We start from the raw sequence: 15,692 nt of genomic DNA, 5'->3' as shown, positions 1-15,692 counted from the left end.
TGCAGCTCGGTGTGGCCGACGTCGACGCGCTGCTGGCGTCCTTGCCGGCCGGGCAGCTGTGGCGCTGGATGGCCTTCGACGAGCTGGAGCCGTTCGGCGAAATCCGCGCCGATTTCCGGGCCGGGATTATCGCGGCGAGCAACACCAATCTGCACCTACCCAAGGGCAAAAAAGCGCTGTCGCCGCTGGACTTCATGCCCTTCCTGCAACGGGATGACACCGAACCGTCACCGTCGCCCGCATCCCGTTCCCATGTTGAAACCGGCCTGATGGCACTGCTGTCCGGTGCCGGCCAGCGTGCCGAGGCAGTTCGTGCCGATCTGGAGAAACACCATGGCTGATCTGGGCCGCCTGGCCATCGACCTCGAGGCGAACATCGTCCGCTTCGAACAGGGGCTGAACCGTGCCGAACAGATCGCCCGCAAGCAGTCGCGGGCGATCGAGAAGTCGCTGTCGGGCATCGATGTCGCCATGGCGCGGGTCAATGCCGATAGCGCACGCATGGCGTCGTCGATCGACAAGGTGTCGTCGCAGGTCGACGCACTGTCGCAGACGACGTCGCGCTACATCCAGCTGGCTGCGGGAATGTTCGCCGCCGGCAAGCTCGAGGCGTTCGCGCGGGCATCGGTGATGGCCGCCTCGCGCTACAACGTGCTCGGCACCGTACTGCAGACGATCGGCCGCAACGCCGGCTATACCGCCGACCAACTCGGCCACGTCGAAACCGCGCTGCAACAGTCCGGGATCAGCAAGCTCGAATCCCGCCAAGGCGTGGCGCGGATGGTGCAGGGCGGGCTCGACCTGTCGCTGGCGCCGAAGCTGGCGCGTATCGCCCAGGATGCGGCGGTAATCGGCAACATGGGCTCGTCGCAGGCCTTCAACCACCTGCTGTATGGCATCCAGACCGCACAGGTCGACATGCTGCGCACCATCGGCATCAACGTCAGCTTCGAGAACAGCTACAAGGACCTGGCCAAGTCGATCGGCGTGACTGCCGAGAGCCTGACCGAGCAGGAAAAGACCCAGGCCCGGGTCAATGCCGTGATGCGCGCCGGCGAGAGCATCGCCGGCGCCTACTCGGCGGCGATGCAGGAGCCGGGCAAGCAGCTCGGCTCGATGCAGCGGCTGGTGTCCGATTTGCAGGTGACGCTCGGCCAGGGGCTGATGCCGCAATTCCGCAGCGGCATCGCCACCGCAACGCAGGGGCTGGAAGCGATCCAGAACCATGCTGACGGCGTTGCCACGAGCCTCGGGGCGATCGGTACGGCCTTGGCCGGACTGGTGACCGGCCGGCTCGCCGGCGCCGCATCAAGGCGGGTGCAGCAACTGGCCGCAAGCCAGAGCGCACTGCTGGCCGAGCGCGACGCCATTCTGCAAACCGCCTCGGCAGCGACGTTTGAAGCCACGCAGATGGCCCGGGCTGCCGCTGTAGAACGAACGTCTGCCGAGACCAAGTACCAGACTGCGACCGCTGCCAAAACCCTCGCCGTCGAGGAGCTGCAGCTCGCGCAGGCCGAACAGGCGAGGGTAACCGCGCAGTACGAGCTGATCCGCTTCTCGCAGGGCGTGAGCAATGCCGACGAAGCAATGGCCGCCGCCGCGGCCCGGGTCACCATCGCCGAGGAGGCCGTGACCGCCGCGGTCGACGCACGTGCGATCGCCACCCAAACCCTCGGCACGGCGATCCAGCTGCAGAACCGTGCCGAAGTCACGGCCGAAGCGGCAACCCTCGGCTATGCCGCTGCCCAGCGCAATGCCGCAGCGGCGGCCGGCGCCATGGGACTGGCCTCGCGCGCCGCCGGCGCCGCGCTGAGCTTCCTCGGCGGTCCGATCGGCGTCGCGTCGCTCGCCATCGTCGGTCTGATTGCCTACTGGGACGAACTCAGCGCGGCGATGGACAATGCCGCATCGCAGGCCGAGCTGTCGGCCAAGCGCATCCAGACGGCCATGGCCAAGTCGGACATGGCCGGTCTGCAACAGGAGGCCGGCGCTGCGCGGCGCGACTACGACCAGCGCAATGCGGCCTATGACGCATTCGCCAAGCGGGCACTGCGACCGGGCGAGTTCGGCTTCCAGAAGGAGTCCGATCGCAAGGCCATGCTGGCCGGTCTCGAAACCGCCCGTGAACGGCTACTCGCCGCCGACCAGGCGGTGCGGCAGCTGAAGCAACGCCAGCTGGTCACCGCCAACAGCTTGGCCGAGACCGACAGCCGCAAGCACCTCGGCGACGGCAAGTCACGGCTGGCCGCGCAAATCGACCAGATGGCGAAGGAGACCGAAACCAAGGGGGAGAAGCTCACCGCCAAGCTGGCGACGCTGAAACGCGCCCTAGTCGACGGCGTGATCGACCAGAGTCAGTACAACCGGCTCGCAGCGCGTGAGAAAAATCTCTTCGCCGATCACGGCGCCATCCGGCAGGCCCACACCGTCGAACGCCGTGCAGCCGCCGCAAAGAAGAAGGTCGAGCGCTACCAGGCACTGATCGACGACCTGCTCGGCAAGACGCTGCACGGTGTCGATCCGCAGTACGGTGACAACCTCAAACTGCTGCAGGGCGCCTTCAGCCAGGGAAAAATCGGCGCCGCCGACTACGGCAGGGCCGTACAGAAACTCACTGACACCCAGACCGAACTCGGCCGCCAGACCGTGCTGTTCGGCCAGCGCATTACCGAAGTGAAGGCCAACCTCGGCAGTGCGTTCGGCCAGCAACAGCTCGACTGGCAGTCGAACCTGCAGACCCAAAACCTATCGACCCGCGCCAAGGAGATCGAACAGGGCCTGCAGCACATCGGCCAGCAGGCGGTGAACCTCAAACGCCGGCTGACCGAAGACGTGAAGCTGAACCTGATCGATCCCCAGAAGATGCAGGCCGGCCTCGCCGAGATCGATACGATGGTGGCCGCGCAGCAGCAGAAGTACCTGGCCTACCAGAACGCCCGACGAGCACAGGAAGCCGATGCAAGCAATGGGGCGAAGCAGGCACTGGCCGACTACGTGGCCGCCGGCGAGAATGCCGCAGGCTTGATGGAACAGGCGTTCAACAGCGCCTTCTGCAGCATGGATGCGATGATCAGCAAGTTCGTCACCACCGGCGAGTTCAGCTTCAAACAACTGGCCAACAGCATCCTTGCCGATATCGCCCGCGTCGCCGAACGGATGGCCATGACCCGGCTGTTCCAATGGATGGGGATCGGCAGTGGTATCACCGGTATCCCGGTACAAGCGCACGCCAACGGCGGGACGGTCAGTGGCGCCGGTACCGCCACCAGCGACAGCATCCTGTCGTGGCTGTCGAACGGTGAGTACGTGATCAAGGCGGCAGCCGTGTCGCGCTACGGCCGGGGCTTCTTCGACGCGCTGAACGCCGGCCGCTTCGCCTCGGGCGGCGCCGTCGGCTCGCTACCCAGCACGCCGGCTGTTACGGCAGCCTCGGGCTGCGCGGTGCAGAACAACGTCACGATCAACGTGAGCAGCAACGGACCTGCCGACACAAGCAGCGACACCGACCTTGGCCGCACCCTAGCCGACAAACTGGTGCCGATGATCAACAAGGTGGTGCAAGACCAGATGCAACAGCAGAACCGCGACAGCTGGCGCAACGGCGGCATCAACCGGCAGATGAGTCAAAGAGGAAGAAGCTGATGACCGACTTCACCTGGTCGCCGCAATACGGCGCCCAGCTCGACAAGACCCCGCGCACCCGCAGTGTGCAGTTCGGCGACGGCTACGAACAGCGCCGCAACGACGGCCTCAACCCGGTGCTGCAAAGCTGGACGCTGGGCTTCCAGCGCAGCAAGACCGACATCCAGCAGATCGACGACTTCCTCACCGCCAAGGCCGGTATCACCTCATTCAGCTGGCTGGACCTCAACGACCGACCGGTACGCGTCAAATGCCCCAAGTGGTCGGTGGTTGAGGTCGACCGGAGCGTCACCAAGCTCACGGCGGTGTTCGAGCAGATATTCGAACCCTAGTTTAATTAGGCGGCTCCGCATTAATATGTGTGAGTTTGCTCATGTTTGATAGGTCTATTAATTAGGTGTGTTCGTGAGTAATTATTGATTTTGCTTTTAAATACGGCTCGCACTTGCTTAGGTAAAACTTGCAAAACCCAGAGAGCTTTTCAGAGGGAGTTGCAGTCATTTCTATGACTTCCAAGGCTTCTTTTATCTTTCTTTTTCTATTTCTTCTTTTGGCTTCGGTGTCGGCTGCCTCATAATCTTTTAATGCCTCGGCTATGGCTTCGCTAAAACCATGTAGGCCAATCAAAATGTCAGCTCTAGGTCTCATTAAGCGGGCGGAGTTTAATCCGCAAACTTCTATTGTTAGACTTCCGATTTTCTTGTTGTCATTGTTGGCTAAAATTCTAATGTCTTCGTAATAAAAAATCTTTTCAGGGTCGTTGTTGTAAGGGTTGATGATCGGCTCCAGTATTGTGTCGTGATCATCTTTGTGTTCATTGCATTTTCTGCACGCGGGCAAAAAATTCTCCCAGCAGAATGTAAGGTCCGGGTGCTTTGATTTTGGTGCATAATGCTCAACTTCAATATTTCCGCTTTCGGCTGGTTTTGCTTCGCAGAATGCGCATTTTTGAAAGGAGCTGCTAAATAATGAAGTCTTAATACTGGGGTGCTTGTAGTGAATGAGTAATTTTTCTTTTATTTCTTTTGGTATTTTCGAGTAGCTTCCATGTGTGGATATTGCATTTTTTAATGCCTCATTCCAATTTTCTTCGTTGTTGATTATTATTTCGGGTTTTGGGTTTCTCTGCAGTTTAATCATTTGATGTCGCCAGCATAGATGCGTATCGGGTAGTGAGTACGGTTAATATGGAATCATTGGGGTGGGCGACTGCAGATAGGTTTTTTATGGCTTCTTTCAATCCATCGAGGGAATTTTCTTGAATTTTATCGAAAGCCGTTGCAATTAGCCTTGCATAGTCTTTGTTTTCAAGGCTCACTACACCCATTACATCGGTGAGTATTTGATCTGTATTCCATCCTGATAGCCTTTTTGATGTTGGTTTTAATTTTAGGTCACCCTGACCGTAATCCCTTTCCATTATGATTACTTCGCCCTCTAGGGCTGATGAAAGCAAGTGAGGGGAGTGGGTGGTGACAATAAATTGCATATTGGGAAAGAGATTTGATAGTCCGGATCTTAGGGTGAACTGCCACTCAGGGTGTAAATGGAGGTCAAGTTCATCTATTAATACAGTGCCTGTTGCATTAACGGCAAGTCTCTCTCCTTCGTTTCTGGTTCCTTCAATCCATTCAAATATGTCCACAATGATTGAGAGCACGGCCTGAAACCCCGCCGAGAGCTCCTCCATATAACATTCTTCGCCGTATATTGAGAAGATTGGTTCAAGATCTTTGCCGGTGCGAATATACGAAAAATTGCTGTTAAACGGTGCCAGTGTAGGGAGTTGACCAATCATATGATTCCAGTTGTCTCTTTCCTCCTTGGCCCATTCTTTGTCCATCATGAAGTAGCGATTTACCAGCCATTGTTTGATGTTGCGAGGGCTTTCACCGTATAGCGATCTCGTGCTACTTGAGGCGTACTTTTGCCGCTGCTGTTCTAATGGGTTTTCCCTGGTCATTCCGTTTATTTGTTGGTATTTTATGCTTCGCTCTGCGCCAATGAATAGTGGGCAGTATCCACCCAATTCTTTTGGTGCATCAAACAAGATAATATTGGATCTTCCGTTTTCTTGGGTGGGGTTGTGCCACTGCTTTATGGCCTGTTTGCGATAGCCGTCGTTGCTTATTGAATTCGCTCCGATACCAATTCTCTTCTTGTTGTCGGAATGGGTAAGGTCAATCCAAAACTCGGAATCTTCTTGGAATCTTGAATAGTTTAGTGCGTCCCAGTTGAAGCAGTGTGATATGCCGGTTAGAATCGAAGTTTTCCCGCAGCCATTTGGTCCGGCAATAAAATTAAATCCTTTGTTGAACTCTGCGTCCAGACTTTTAAATTGCCGAAAATTCTTTAAATGTAATTTTTCAATGTAATTTGATGACATCTTTCGACTCTTGTTTGGGCTTTGCGATTAATGCAACGAGAAAGGGATGGTCAATCTTTGGACTGTTTAGTTTTTGAAGTGAAGACGGTTATGCATGTTTTCTGCGCAAGGCATAATTCGATTTCCTTAATGGGCTGTATTTCTCGGTATGTTTGGCTTGAATGGGGGCTGCGTCGCTAATGTGCGCTTTCCATGCAAAAAATTTGATGTCTATCTAGTTTTTAGCCGCAAGCTAAGCATGGTTTCTGGGTTGCTTTCTTCAATATTAACGCTAGTGATTGAGGATGGAAAGTTTTCGCTGGAATGAAATGCACGATTGTGGTGCGTGTGTGCTCGGTCTTGATGGCGTTAGCGCTGAGCTGCTACCGATTCACCCTATTGGGAGGGGCAATTTTTGTGTGTGCGACATGAGAGTTGCAGGCGAACTGCAGGCACTGGACGCCGGCGCCTGGGTCGAACTGTTCGTGCTAGAGCTGCAGGGAGAGGTGCCGCTGCGCTTCCATGCCGGCACCAGCGGGGTGGATCAGCCGGTGGTCTGGCAGGGGCACACGTACGCGCCGTTCCCGATCCAGGCGACCGGGTTTGCGGTCGACGGGACTGGCAATCCGCCACGGCCGAAGCTGGTGGTGTCGAACGTCACCGGGCTGATGACCGAACTGGCGCGGTCGTTCAACAACCTGCTGAACGCGCGGCTGACGCGCCAGCGCACCAAGACCTGTTACCTCGATGCGGCGAACTTCGCCGACGGTAATCCGGGTGCCGATCCGAACGCGCACCTGCCGGACGAGGTGTATTACGTGGCGCAGAAGACCAGCGAGAACAAGTTGCAGGTCGAGTTCGAGCTGGCCAGCGCGCTGGATCTGGACGGGCTGCAGCTGCCGCGTCGGCAGATCATCGCCAACCTGTGCCCGTGGCGGTATCGGGGCGAGGAGTGCAGTTATGCCGGTGGCCCGGTTGCCGACGACGTTGACCAACCGACTGCGGATGCTACCAAGGACAGCTGCGGCAAGCGGCTCTCGAGCTGCAAGCTGCGTTTCGGCGAGAACGGCGAGCTGCCATTCGGGGGCTTTCCGGGGGCGAGCAGCACGCAGATGTACTGATGGGGGTGGGATGAACGAGATCGATGCCGCGGTGCTGCATGCCCGCGAAGCCTGGCCGACCGAGAGTGTCGGCCTTTTTTACGTCCGCGATGGCCAGCGGCATTACCGCCGCTGCACCAACGTGTCGTCGGCGCCGGGCGATCGCTTTGTGATCGCACCGGCGGAGTTTGCTGAAGTCGCGGCACTCGGCGAGGTGATCGCGGTGGTGCATTCGCATCCGGGCGCCAGCGGGGCGCCGTCGGTGTTGGATCAGGCGGCGCATGCGGCCAGCGGGCTCCAGTGGCTGATCGTCGGCCTGCCTTCCGGCCCTGACGGGCCGGCGGACATGGTGACCTTGCCGGCGCTGGTGTCGGCTTTGCCGCTACTGGGCCGGCGTTTCGTTCACGGCGCGACCGACTGCTACTCGCTGGTGCGCGACTGGTACTGGCAATCCTTCGCTGTCGTGCTGCCGGATTTTGTTCGTGACGATCACTGGTGGCAGCGGGGCGGGAATCTCTATCTCGATCACTTCGCCGAGGCCGGTTTCGTCGTCGTGGCCGGGCCGCCACAGCATGGCGATCTGCTGCTGATGCAGCTTGGTGCGTCGGTACCGAATCACGGTGCGGTGTACCTGGCCGGGGATCGCGTGATCCATCACCTTGTTGGCCGGCTGTCGTCGGTCGACGTGTACGGCAAATTCTTCAGGGAGCGAACGACCCATGTCCTGCGACACGTTGCACGGTCTGCGCACGATCCGGCTGCTGGGTGAACTGGGCCACCGGTTCGGTCGTGAGCACCACTTTGCCGTCGGCAGCCCGGCCGAGGCGCTGCGGGCGCTCGGTGCCAATTGCCCGGGATTCCGGGTATTTCTGAGCGATCCGGCCCGGCAGGCGATGCGCTACCAGTTGCTGGTCGGCGAGACACCACTGGCCGAGCTCGAAGACGGGTTGCAGCTGTGGCACGGGATGCAAATCACCTACACGATCGCCCCGGTGCTCGAGGGCGCCAAGGACAGCGGGCTCGGGCGGATCTTTTCCGGCATCGCCATGGTTGCGGCGGCGTGGTTCACCAAGGGTGCTTCGCTATCCTGGGGCGGCTACAAGGAGGTCGTGTCGGCGGCCGGGCTGGTCGGCTTTTCCGCGAGCATGGGGACGGCGCTGGTGCTCGGAGGTGTGGCACAGCTGATCGCCCCGACACCGAACTACGACCAATCATCGGCCGATTCCGAGGCGTCGAGCCTGTTCGCCGGCCCGGTCAACACCACGGCACAGGGCGGGGCGGTGCCGCTGCTGTACGGCCGGCTGACCGTCGGTTCGGCGGTGATCAGCGCCGGCATCCAGAGTCAGGACGTTCCGGTATGAAGATGAATGGCTATCCCGTGTTGCTCGGCGCCGGCGGCGACGATCCGCAACCGGCGCAGGAAGCACCGAACACGCTGCGCAGCTGCGCCTACGCCCGGATCACCGATCTGGTCAGCGAAGGCGAGATCGGCGGCCTCGTCAGCGGCATGCAGTCGGTCTACTTCGACGAGGTGCCGGTGCAGAACCCGGACGGGTCGTACAACTTCAGTGGCGTGTCGTTCGAGTTCCGCCCGGGTACGCAGTCCCAGCCGGTACTGAGCATCACCAGCGGCACCGAGCATGCAACCTCGGTCGGGGTCGAACTCAAGGCCGGCCAGGCCATCGAGCGGCGTATCGACAACACCGAGGCCGACTCGGCGAGGGTGACGTTGCAGGTCAACCAGCTGACCTCGCAGGACATGAGCAGCGGCGACCTGAACGGTACCTCGGTCGACCTGCTGGTCGAGGTCCAGCCGGTCGGCGGTGCATGGCAGGCGGTGCCTGGCGCATCGTCGTGGCACGGCATGCCCGTGACTGGTGCGACTGGCGCAAGCCGCTACCAGCTCGGTGTCGACTGCCGCGTGGCATCGAACCATACCCAGGCATCGAACGGCTCGGGCATGGTCGACGTGTCGGTGAAGACGACTTTCGTGATCTCGTGGCGGCTGAATGGCGGCGACTGGTATGTCGTGCAGCAGCAGGAGCTCGGTCTGAACACGACGCTGGTCGTCGACGTGCAGGCCAACCCGGCCGATGTAGTCGACTTCTCTGTGTCGGCGACGGCTTCCGGGCGTTACACAACCGAACCATCGTGGACGATCAATTACGTGCAGGGCCTGATCGCTGACGGCCGGGTGACGATCTCGGGCAAGACCACCTCGCCGTATGCGCGCGACGTGTCGTTCCGGCTGCCCGGCGAGGGGCCGTGGAACGTCCGGGTGACCCGACTGACCGCCGACAGCACCCAGGCGGCACTGCAGGACAAGACCTACTGGCAGGCACTGACCGACATCGTCGATGACAAGCTGCGTTATCCGAACTCCGCACTGTGCGCACTCGCGGTCGATGCCAGCCAGTTCAGTTCGGTGCCGACCCGGGCGTATGACTTGTACGGGCTGCTGATCAGCGTGCCGAGCAACTATGATCCGCTGGCCAGAAGTTACAGCGGGAGCTGGGACGGCACCTTCAAGATTGCCTGGTCCGACAACCCCGCCTGGGTGTTCTACGACCTGGTCACGCACCCCAGATACGGATTGGGTGACTACGTCCCGGAAGCGCTGGTCGACCAGTGGGCACTGTACGAGATCGCCCAATACTGCGACGAACTCGTACCCGACGGCTTCGGCGGCATGGAGCCGCGCTTTACCTGCAACCTCTACCTGCAGACCCGGCAGGATGCCTATCAGGTGCTCTCGGATCTGGCTGGCGTGTTCCGCGGCATGGCTTACTGGTCGGCCGGCGGCGTCGGTTTCGCCCAGGATGCACCGAAGGCCCCGAGCTACCAGTTCACCAATGCCAATGTCGCCGAGGCCGGCTTCAGCTACGCCGGCGCACATCGCAACACCATCCACAACGCGGTGCTGGTGACCTGGAACGATCCGGCCAATCTGTGCAAGCAGGCGGTCGAGTATGTCGAGGACGCTGAGGCGATCATCGAGGCCGGTTACCTGCGCGAAGCCAACATCGTCGCGATCGGTTGCAGCTCGCGTGGCATGGCCCGGCGGGTCGGCAAATGGCTGCTGTACACCGAGCGCTACGAGGCCGATTCGGTCAGCTTCACCACCGGCCTCGAGGGCTGTTTGCCGCAGCCTGGTGATGTGATCCGGATCTCCGATTGTTTCCGCACCGGCGAGCGTCGCGGCGGCCGGATCGGTCGTGACAGTACGGCCGAGCAGATCGTGCTCGATGCGCCGGTGACCGTGCCGGCCGGCACCCTGCGACTGGCGCTGATCCTCGACGACGGCAGCCTGCAGGAGCGCGAACTGCAGCGGCCCCTTGAGGTGGAAACCCGAACCGTCATCCCGGTGACGCCGTTCGAACGGCCGCCGGCAATTGGCAGCAGCTGGATTCTGGCGTCCGACGACCTGGTGCCCGAGCTGTACCGCGTCACCACGGTGACCGAGCAGGACGACGGCAGTTATCAGGTCGAAGGCCTGCGGCATTACCCCGACAAGTACGCGCTGATCGAGGAGGGCGAACCGTTCGAGTTGCCCGACAACGACAACATCAGCCTGGTGCCGGGCCCGGTCGGGCAGCTGAGCTTTGCCGAGGTGCTGTATGAAGCCACCGCCGGCAGCGTGCGCTCGAAGGTGCTGGTGTCGTGGTCACCGCTGCGCAACGACCTGGTACGCGGCTATCAACTGGCGTACCGCCGCGAGCACAATGACTGGGTGCAGTTTCCCGAAACCGCCTCGACCTCGGTCGAAGTACTCGACACCGTGCCGGGCTGGTACGACTTCCGCATCGTCGCGGTCAACGTCATCGGCGTGCGTGGCGCACCGACCGGGCAGGGCGTCGAGCTGTACGGGCTGACCTCACCACCGGCGCCGCTGGCCGGGCTCGACGTGTCGGCACTGAACGGCGTCGGCTGGTTCTCGTGGCCGCAGTCGCAGGATCTGGACGTGCGTGTCGGTGGCTCGATCCGTTTCCGTTTCAGTCCGAAGCTGCAGGGGGCGACCTGGAACGAGTCGGTCGACATCGGCGCCAACCTGCCCGGCGCGTCGACGCAGGCCCAACTGCCGCTGCTGGTCGGCACCTATCTGGCCAAACCGGTCGACGCCAGCGGGATCGAGGCGCTGGATGCCGTGGCGGTGTCGACCGCCTCGGCAGCGATCGCCGCCTACAACGCGGTCGAGCGCTTCGACGCCGATCCGGACTTCGCCGGTCTGTGCCGCAACACAGCGGTGATCGATGCCGGCGTGCAGCTCGACTCGGCCGACACGGTCGACGACTGGCCGGTGATCGACAGTATGGCGACCTGGGACAGCGGTACCGCCGGCGTTGCCACCGAAGGTGAGTGGATCGGCTCGGAGGTGATCGATCTCGGTGCGGTGATGAGCTGTCGGCTGACCGCCGAGCTGGCCTCGTTGAGCTGGGACGTCACCGACCTGGTCGATGCCCGTCCCGACATCGATGCGGTGCCGGACTGGGACGGCACGATCAGCGATGCCAATGCGGCGTTCTTCGTCAGCGTGAGCGACGACGATCCGGCCAGCAACACCTGGCAACCGTGGCAGCCGTTCTTCGTCGGTGACTGGCGCGGCCGGGCCTTCCGCTTCCGCATGGCGCTGCAGTCGGCCAATCCGCTGCACAACGTCCGGGTCACCCGGTTCCGCGTCACGCTGGACATGCCCGACCGGCTCGAATCCGGCGAGGACGTGCCGATCCCGGCGGAAGGGCGACGGCTCGACTTCAGCCAGCGCTTCCATGCGCGACCTGCGCTGGCGCTGACGGTCCAGGGCCTGCAGCCCGGCGAGATCTACCAGACCAGTGCTCGCGATACCGCGGGCTTTTTTATTCGCGTCGTCGACGCCTGCGGGCAGGGCATCGCCCGGTCGATCGACTGGATCGCCAAGGGCTACGGCGCTGAGCAATAAACAGCCTCTCCCAATACGAACAAGGAGCAACTTCATGTCGCAACACGATCTGCAACTCGACAACCAGCCGGGTGCCGCCTTCCGGCAGGATCTGAACAACGCCCTGGTGGCCATCTCGTCCAACCAGACCGGCAACAACGAGCCGACCAATCCGCAGCCGTCGATGTGGTGGGCCGACACCGGTACCGGGCGGTTGCGCCGGCGCAATGCGCTGAACACCGAATGGCTCGACTTCGCACCGCTTGACGGCGGGGCGCCACTGGCACCGGAAGAGGCCGACAACCGCTATGTGCCGAGGGCAGGTGGCTCTGTTGTGAAAGCACCGCTGTTCCGGTCCGGCGCTGCCGAGCTGCAGGATCGCAGCGGCGTGCCCGACGGCACCGACTGGAACACGCTCAACGGCAGCGGCTTCTACTTCTTCGGCAGTGACGCCAGCATGGCGACGATGGTCAATGCGCCCGCGCTGCACGCCGGGTTGTTGCACGTCTACAGCTCGAACGATGCCGGCACCGAGTGGGTGTTCCAGCAGTACCAGAGCTATGCCGACGATCGCATTTACCGGCGCCGTTTCTACCCGACCTCGGGCTGGTCGTTCTGGTCGGCCGACTTCACCTCGTCCTATCCGCAGCCGATCCCGATCCCGCCGAAGGAAGTGCCGGTCGGGATGATCGCACCGTTCAACGTTGCACCCGGCACGGTGATCCCGGGCTGGATACCGTGCACCGGTGGCGGCTATCCGGATCTGCGTGGCCGCTTCATCCGCGTCTGCTCGCAGGGCAGTGGCGTCGATCCGGACGGTGATCGCGGCGCCGGAACGATACAGGGCTGCGACGTGCAATCGCACACCCACGGCATCCCGGTGCGCGAGCGGGAGAGCAACGGCGGTGGCGGCTGGGGTGTCGACTACCAGGGCGGCGCGCTCGAGAACACCTGGGGGACCGGGGGCGCAGAAACCCGCCCGACCAACGTCAGCTACCCGCATTACTACTACACCGGGATCGGCGTCGGGCTATGGACACCGCTGCAACTGAAGCACGCCGGCATCGAACCGGCTCCGCTGAGCGTGCACCAGTCGCACCTGCTGACCGGCGAGTACCTCGGCGAATACCTGGTCCAGCACGATCCGTTCGCCACCAAAGCGCAGGGCGTGCTGGTTCCGCTGATTCCCGAAGGCGCCACGCTCGAGCCGCCGCCGGCGAGCAACGACGAGGCCGGCTATCCGCAACTGGCCGTCCTGAAAACTGAAGGCTGGGACTTGGTACGCAACTGGCGTCAAACGGCACTGTGGCGCACCGCCAATGCCCAGACCTACAGCCCGGGCAACTGGTCGCACGAACCGGAGTGGACCGGTCTGGGTGACTTGCCCGACTGGCTGACGGATCAGGCTCCGCCGGACGACTACCCGCTGTGGAATGCCACGAACCGGGAATGGGGCATCGACACCGTTGCCCAGCAGCGCGACGCTGCACTGGTCCAAGCCAGACAGGACTTGCAGTCCTTCCTCGTGATGCAGGGACTTGCCCCGGAAGTGGCGGCGCTGCTGTGAACCGACACCGAACCACCTTGCCACCCAGCCGGCCTTGCGCCGGTTTTTTATTGCCTGAAGGAAATACGCCATGACCCGACGACTGATCCCCCTGGCCCTGATCGCCGTGCTGAACGGCTGCGCCTCGGCACGCTACGCCGACGGCCAGTCGAGTACCTGGGCGATCGGTGACGGTTCCTGCGCCATCGTCCGCGCCGACGATGTCACCGTCTCGGCCTGCGGCCAGACCCACGAACAAGGAGAACCCGATGCGAATGCTGAGCTGCGCACTGCTGCTGGTCCTGACCGGCTGCGCCATCGCCATGACGACTGAGGTCCACCAGCCGGATGGCCGCAACACCCGCCGAGGCCTCGCCATGAGCAACGGCTGCGCCCGCGCTGCCGGCGCCTCCGGGCCGATCGCCTCAGCCTGTACCCGCAACCTGCACCCCTGAAGGAGTCCCCATGCAAACCGAACAGATACTGAGTCACCGCACCAACCTTGCCGGGCAGATGCTCAACTTCGCCGTCGCCTTCCAGCGCACCATCGGCCTCGAGGGCGACTACTGGGACGATCCGGCCGGCGGCGCGACGCGTTACGGCATTACCGAAACCACCGCACGCGAACACGGCTATAGCGGCGACATGCACGACCTGCCGCTGACCACCGCTGCGGCCATCTACTGGCAGTCGTACTGGGCACAGTCGGGCTGTGTCTACTTCCCGCTGGTGCTGGCCTACCAGCTGTTCGACGCCGGTGTGAATCACGGGCCAAGTACGGCGATCAAGCTGCTGCAGCGCACGGTCGGTGCCGACGACGACGGCATTATCGGCCCGCAGACGCTCGATGCCGCGAAGGCCATGAATCCGTACGACGTGGCGATCCTGTTCCTCGCCCAGCGCGAACAGTACTTCACCGACTGCTCTGGCTGGCCGGACAACGGCAAGGGGTGGTCGAGGCGAGTGGTGCAGAACCTGCAGTATGCGCAGCAGGATGCCGCGCACAGGGTGGAAATGGCATCTGCGTAGAAGCACGAACGCTAAGCCCAAGGCGATGTCGGACACCGCAGGCTCGATGGGTTCAGCTTGCGCTGCTTTTTTTAGTCAACGTCTCACCGGTTGCCGGGTCGAGGCCCTTTGCCTTGGCCAGCTTCGTCAACAGCGCTTCACTGGGTTTTTCCGGGGCAATGTTGGCCTCGTGATCCTTGAGCCACTGAATCTTGCCGTCCCACGGAGGCAGCTTGGCAGGAGGCAGCGGGACGATCTCGTCGATTTCGGGAACTGTGGGGTAGCGGTACGACCAACTGGAGAGCGTATCGCCGATGATCTTGTAACGGCGGCTGCGTTCTAGGTCTTCTTTTTGGTCGAGGTAATACAGCTTGTCGTCGGCTTGAGGGCCCATAAATGCATGCTCTAAATATGATGCCCCGCTAACCGCTCCCCCCTTCGCGGCCAACTGGAATGCCTCAACCGCCTCGGAGTATTTTTTGTGTAGTTGGTATCCGATTGCCAATGAAACCGCAGCTTCGCCATGCCCCTGCTCGGCGGCACACTTTAGCATCTGCTCGGCGACGTCCGGCGCCATGCCGATCGGGTCAAGCTTTTCGCCGACCAGAAATTGACCTTCCGGGCTGCCCATATCGGCCGACTTGCGGAAGTAGCGCAGTGCCAGCTCGGGGCTTTTTTTAACGCCGTAGCCGTGCTCGATGTAGCGGCCCATATCGTAGTAGCCGCCCGGCACACCCTGACGAATCAGGTCTTCGGTCAGGTCCAGCGTTTCCTTGACCGGGTCGAGGCTATCGGCCTGGCCCTTGCTGATCATTTGCCGCACTTCGAAATTGGCCTTGTAGTGGCCGTTGGCGGCGGCGATCCGGTACAGCCGTGCCAGCTCGGGGTAAACGCCGGCATCTTGCTTGAGCACGTTGCTCTTCTGCACGTAGCGCGCGTAGCGATAAACCTGCTCTACCTCCGGTGCGATCGGCGGCAGGTGGTCTTTTTCATAGGCGCAGGTAAAGGCCAACTTGGCCTGGATATTGGCTAGATCGGACACAGCACGTTCCTTCGGTTTACCGTCGCATGCGGTCAGTGCAAAACAGAGGGTTATGAGAAGCCAGGGTTTCATCG

13 protein-coding genes are annotated in these 15,692 nt (G+C 61.7%); 10 read left to right on the top strand and 3 right to left on the bottom strand.

The window, feature by feature from the left end:
* The first annotated feature begins 11 nt into the window (after positions 1-11).
* Genes JMJ54_RS01790 through JMJ54_RS01780 form a run of 3 tightly spaced genes read left to right on the top strand, consistent with a single transcriptional unit; the run spans position 12 to position 3,974 of the window.
* Positions 12-341 (top strand): phage tail assembly protein T, encoded by a 330-nt coding sequence (locus tag JMJ54_RS01790; RefSeq protein ID WP_203536232.1) that lies wholly within the window; start codon positions 12-14, stop codon positions 339-341.
* A complete protein-coding gene (locus tag JMJ54_RS01785; RefSeq protein WP_203536231.1) occupies positions 334-3,642 on the top strand; it encodes a phage tail tape measure C-terminal domain-containing protein in 3,309 nt (1,102 codons plus the stop codon). The genes JMJ54_RS01790 and JMJ54_RS01785 overlap by 8 nt, the downstream gene beginning before the upstream one ends.
* On the top strand, positions 3,642-3,974 hold the full coding sequence (locus JMJ54_RS01780; RefSeq protein WP_203536230.1) for a phage tail protein: 333 nt from the start codon (positions 3,642-3,644) through the stop codon (positions 3,972-3,974). Before JMJ54_RS01785 ends, JMJ54_RS01780 begins: the two co-directional genes overlap by 1 nt.
* A 61-nt stretch (positions 3,975-4,035) precedes the next feature.
* On the opposite strand, the gene JMJ54_RS01775 is transcribed toward JMJ54_RS01780, so the two are convergent.
* Positions 4,036-4,782 carry an HNH endonuclease family protein gene (locus JMJ54_RS01775; RefSeq protein WP_203536229.1) on the bottom strand — a complete coding sequence of 249 codons (747 nt, stop codon included), beginning with the start codon at positions 4,780-4,782 and terminating at the stop codon, positions 4,036-4,038.
* Positions 4,775-6,028, bottom strand: coding sequence for an AAA family ATPase (locus JMJ54_RS01770; RefSeq protein ID WP_203536228.1), 1,254 nt, complete (start codon positions 6,026-6,028; stop codon positions 4,775-4,777). Before JMJ54_RS01770 ends, JMJ54_RS01775 begins: the two co-directional genes overlap by 8 nt.
* 407 nt (positions 6,029-6,435) lie before the next feature.
* Between JMJ54_RS01770 and JMJ54_RS01765 the strand changes: the two genes are divergently transcribed.
* From JMJ54_RS01765 to JMJ54_RS01735, 7 genes are all read left to right on the top strand, one after another.
* The gene (locus tag JMJ54_RS01765) at positions 6,436-7,128 is read left to right on the top strand and encodes a phage minor tail protein L (protein WP_203536227.1); all 693 of its coding nucleotides are present in this window, start codon (positions 6,436-6,438) and stop codon (positions 7,126-7,128) included.
* Positions 7,129-7,138: 10 nt separating this feature from the next.
* The gene (locus tag JMJ54_RS01760) at positions 7,139-7,876 is read left to right on the top strand and encodes a C40 family peptidase (RefSeq protein WP_203536226.1); all 738 of its coding nucleotides are present in this window, start codon (positions 7,139-7,141) and stop codon (positions 7,874-7,876) included.
* On the top strand, positions 7,827-8,468 hold the full coding sequence (locus JMJ54_RS01755) for a tail assembly protein (protein WP_203536225.1): 642 nt from the start codon (positions 7,827-7,829) through the stop codon (positions 8,466-8,468). Before JMJ54_RS01760 ends, JMJ54_RS01755 begins: the two co-directional genes overlap by 50 nt.
* A 2-nt stretch (positions 8,469-8,470) precedes the next feature.
* The gene (locus JMJ54_RS01750; protein ID WP_203536224.1) at positions 8,471-12,043 is read left to right on the top strand and encodes a TipJ family phage tail tip protein; all 3,573 of its coding nucleotides are present in this window, start codon (positions 8,471-8,473) and stop codon (positions 12,041-12,043) included.
* Between the two features lie 34 nt (positions 12,044-12,077).
* Positions 12,078-13,589: a pyocin knob domain-containing protein gene (locus JMJ54_RS01745; protein WP_203536223.1), complete on the top strand. Its 1,512-nt coding sequence runs from the start codon at positions 12,078-12,080 to the stop codon at positions 13,587-13,589.
* Positions 13,590-13,659: 70 nt separating this feature from the next.
* On the top strand, positions 13,660-13,902 hold the full coding sequence (locus JMJ54_RS01740) for a hypothetical protein (RefSeq protein ID WP_203536222.1): 243 nt from the start codon (positions 13,660-13,662) through the stop codon (positions 13,900-13,902).
* A 131-nt stretch (positions 13,903-14,033) separates the two neighbouring features.
* On the top strand, positions 14,034-14,597 hold the full coding sequence (locus JMJ54_RS01735) for a glycoside hydrolase family 108 protein (protein ID WP_203536221.1): 564 nt from the start codon (positions 14,034-14,036) through the stop codon (positions 14,595-14,597).
* A gap of 52 nt (positions 14,598-14,649) precedes the next feature.
* On the opposite strand, the gene JMJ54_RS01730 is transcribed toward JMJ54_RS01735, so the two are convergent.
* Positions 14,650-15,690, bottom strand: a complete 1,041-nt coding sequence (locus JMJ54_RS01730; protein ID WP_203536220.1) for an SEL1-like repeat protein — start codon at positions 15,688-15,690, stop codon at positions 14,650-14,652.
* Between the last annotated feature and the right edge of the window lie 2 nt (positions 15,691-15,692).

Source organism: Jeongeupia naejangsanensis, from assembly GCF_016865585.1.
In the GTDB taxonomy this organism is placed as follows: Bacteria; Pseudomonadota; Gammaproteobacteria; order Burkholderiales; family Chitinibacteraceae; genus Jeongeupia; species Jeongeupia naejangsanensis.
Note: the sequence above shows the minus strand (reverse complement) of the source record. Positions and strands in the feature narration are given on the sequence as shown.